This window comes from Parafrankia sp. BMG5.11 (genome assembly GCF_004337455.1).
Window position 1 is genome coordinate 1 of sequence record NZ_SJXI01000140.1, and the last position, 2550, is coordinate 2550.

The window sequence follows — 2550 nt, forward strand, 5'->3', positions numbered from 1 at the left end:
AGACCTAATCAAGTCCTACTAGGTGCGCGGTTTGCCGATACCTCCCGGACGCCGGCGCGTCCACCCGACGAAGGCGCGGTACCGTTGGGGCACAGGGTGTAACAGATGGGCTACACGGGCGTTATCTCGGCCGTGGGAGATGCCAACGGTGTTGGCGTTCCGGACCTCCCGCGTCGCTTCCGTCGAGCCTTGCTCGCCTCATTTCTGGTCCTGCTGGCCGTCGCCACCTGCACGGTGGTCCTGCCGGTACGGCCAGGGGGGATCATCATCCGCATCGCCAACACGACAGCCTGCGCTGTCACCGCGGTCTGCTGCATCTGGACGGGATGGCGAGCCCGGGGCGCCGCACGTTACCCCACCTCCGACGCGACCGACCGTCACGTGACGATCGAGCCTCGGGTCAACTCATGTGGATTATGAAGGGTTGGAGGTCGGCTTCGTGATGCCTGGTATGGCGCCCTACGCCACCGCACTCGTGCTTGCTCGCTACCTCGAGCAGGCCCCCCTCGACAAGGCATTCTTCGTGGAGGAGGTACGGCGCAACCGCGAGATCCGCCGCGGATTCAACCCTTACACCAAGTTCTGTGCCGCCTGTCGCGCCGACTTCCGGTTCGGGTCCTCGGGACGACATCTGGAACAAGCCGTGACCACTGTCGCCACCCGATACCAGCATCTCTATCAGCAGCTGGAATTCGGCTACCGCTCCTACCTCCGGAGCCTGGATGATCTGTCCTTCTGTTCGGAACAGAAAATCCGTGATGCAGTCATCGAGCGGTCAGGTCTCACACTCAAGATCAACCCACACATGGGCGTGCGCCGAGGCAACGGCCGAGTAGAGGCCACCTACATGTGGTTTGACGCCCACCCGCCTAATCCTGAGGTCATCGCCACATTGCTGCGGCTCATGAGCCAACACATGGAAAACATCTACCCCGCCGGGCTGCCAGTCGTACTTGACGTGCGACGGGGTCGCGCATACCGCACGAGCAGCATCTCCCCGGTCCGAGTCGACCGGTATATCGATGGGCAGCTTGCCGCGTTCGTCGCCAACTGGACGGCCGCAGCTTAATTCACACGAGTGGGCCGAGACCGTGGCGACGACGTCAGCCACGTGGCAGGTGGGACGACGACCGACCAGCCAACCCGTCTGGCTACCCTGAAGCCGCGGGTCTCGGCCCTCCCTGTCGCGCCAGCGTGGACGGTGGGATGGTCGGCGCCCGGTGCGCTTTGTCCGTGTGGACGAGGATGCCGCAGCGGGTGCTGCCCCGCGGGTGATCCGACCGCTAACGTTGCCCTTCGAGTGAGGGGTGGACCGCAGCAGATAACATCAACCATGTTCCATATTGGCGGGGATCTGGGCGTCCAGCGGCTCGGGTTCGGAGCCATGCGCTTGCCGACCGAGCCGGGCCCCGACCGCCAAACGTCTCTCGCGGTCGCCCGGCGGGCCGTCGAGCTGGGCGTCACGCTGATCGACACTGCCCACCTGTACGGCGGGGGAGCGAACGAGGAGCTTCTCGCCGAGGCCCTGTATCCCTACGCGGATGGACTGCTCATCACGACCAAGGTCGGCGTCGCGCGATCGGGCCCGGCAGGCGAGTGGAAGCTCGACGGCCGGCCGGAGGTCCTGCGCGATCAGGTCGATCAGGCCCTTCGCCGGCTTCGGGTTGAGCGGCTCGAGTTGCTTCAGCTGCACCGGATCGATCCGGAGCTACCTCTTGCCGACCAGTTTGGCGTGCTGCGGGAGATGCAGGCTGAGGGCAAGGTCGGTCGGATCGGGCTGTCCGAGGTCACCGTCTCGGAACTCGACCAGGCACGGAAGATCATCGATGTGGTGAGTGTGCAGAACCGCTACAACCTGCTCGACCGCGAGCACGAGCCCGTGCTCACAGCGTGCGAGGCGGCGGGGATCGCGTTCCTGCCCTGGCGGCCCGTCGCTCCGGCGACGACGGGTGCGACGGCCGAGATCGCTGCTGTGGCGGCCGAACTCGGGGCCACTCACGCGCAGGTCGCGCTCAGCTGGCTCCTCGACCACTCGCCGGTCATCCTCCCGATCCCGGGCACCGCCCGGATCGATCACCTGGAGGAGAACTTCGCCGCGGCGCACCTTCACCTGCCCCCAACCCACCTCGACCGTCTCAACCATCTGTCCGAGCGTGCTTAGGTGCGGGCCAGGGTGCCCCCGCGAAGTACAGCCCGATCATGAGGGCATAGAAACCAGCGCGACGCTTGACGACGCTGTCCCCCCGTTGTCCGTCATGGGCGGGGTTCTACGCCATCTGGACGGCCGACAAGACGGCGACGGTCAGCGCCGGGGGCGTGGTAGGGCGTCAACCCCGCCCGCGGCCACGCGTCCCATCCTGTGGGGCTTCAGAACCCCGATTTGGGCGGTGACCTGCGTGTTTGCCCGCGGGGCGGGGCCCGTGTCGGGCAGGCTGGGTGGTCATGGTGTGGTCGCTGTTCTACGCCCTGACACGGAACACTCTCGGGCTGATGCTGCTCCGGATGCGTGGGGACACCGCAAGGACGTCGAGCTCCTTGTCCTGCGACATC

3 protein-coding genes are annotated in these 2550 nt (G+C 66.2%); all 3 read left to right on the plus strand.

Going from position 1 to position 2550, the window contains the following annotated elements:
* The first annotated feature begins 105 nt into the window (after nt 1-105).
* The gene (locus E0504_RS51720) at nt 106-420 is read left to right on the plus strand and encodes a hypothetical protein (RefSeq protein ID WP_207974716.1); all 315 of its coding nucleotides are present in this window, start codon (nt 106-108) and stop codon (nt 418-420) included.
* A 4-nt stretch (nt 421-424) separates the two neighbouring features.
* Nucleotides 425-1069, plus strand: a complete 645-nt coding sequence (locus E0504_RS47250) for a hypothetical protein (protein WP_131627766.1) — start codon at nt 425-427, stop codon at nt 1067-1069.
* A gap of 264 nt (nt 1070-1333) precedes the next feature.
* On the plus strand, nt 1334-2161 hold the full coding sequence (locus E0504_RS47255) for an aldo/keto reductase (RefSeq protein ID WP_207974717.1): 828 nt from the start codon (nt 1334-1336) through the stop codon (nt 2159-2161).
* The last annotated feature ends 389 nt before the right edge of the window (nt 2162-2550 follow it).

Bases quoted from the DNA above. Each gene is read 5' to 3' on its own strand.
- E0504_RS51720 (WP_207974716.1), top strand. From the start codon at position 106: ATGGGCTACACGGGCGTTATCTCGGCCGTGGGAGATGCCAACGGTGTT.
- E0504_RS47255 (WP_207974717.1), top strand. From the start codon at position 1,334: ATGTTCCATATTGGCGGGGATCTGGGCGTCCAGCGGCTCGGGTTCGGA.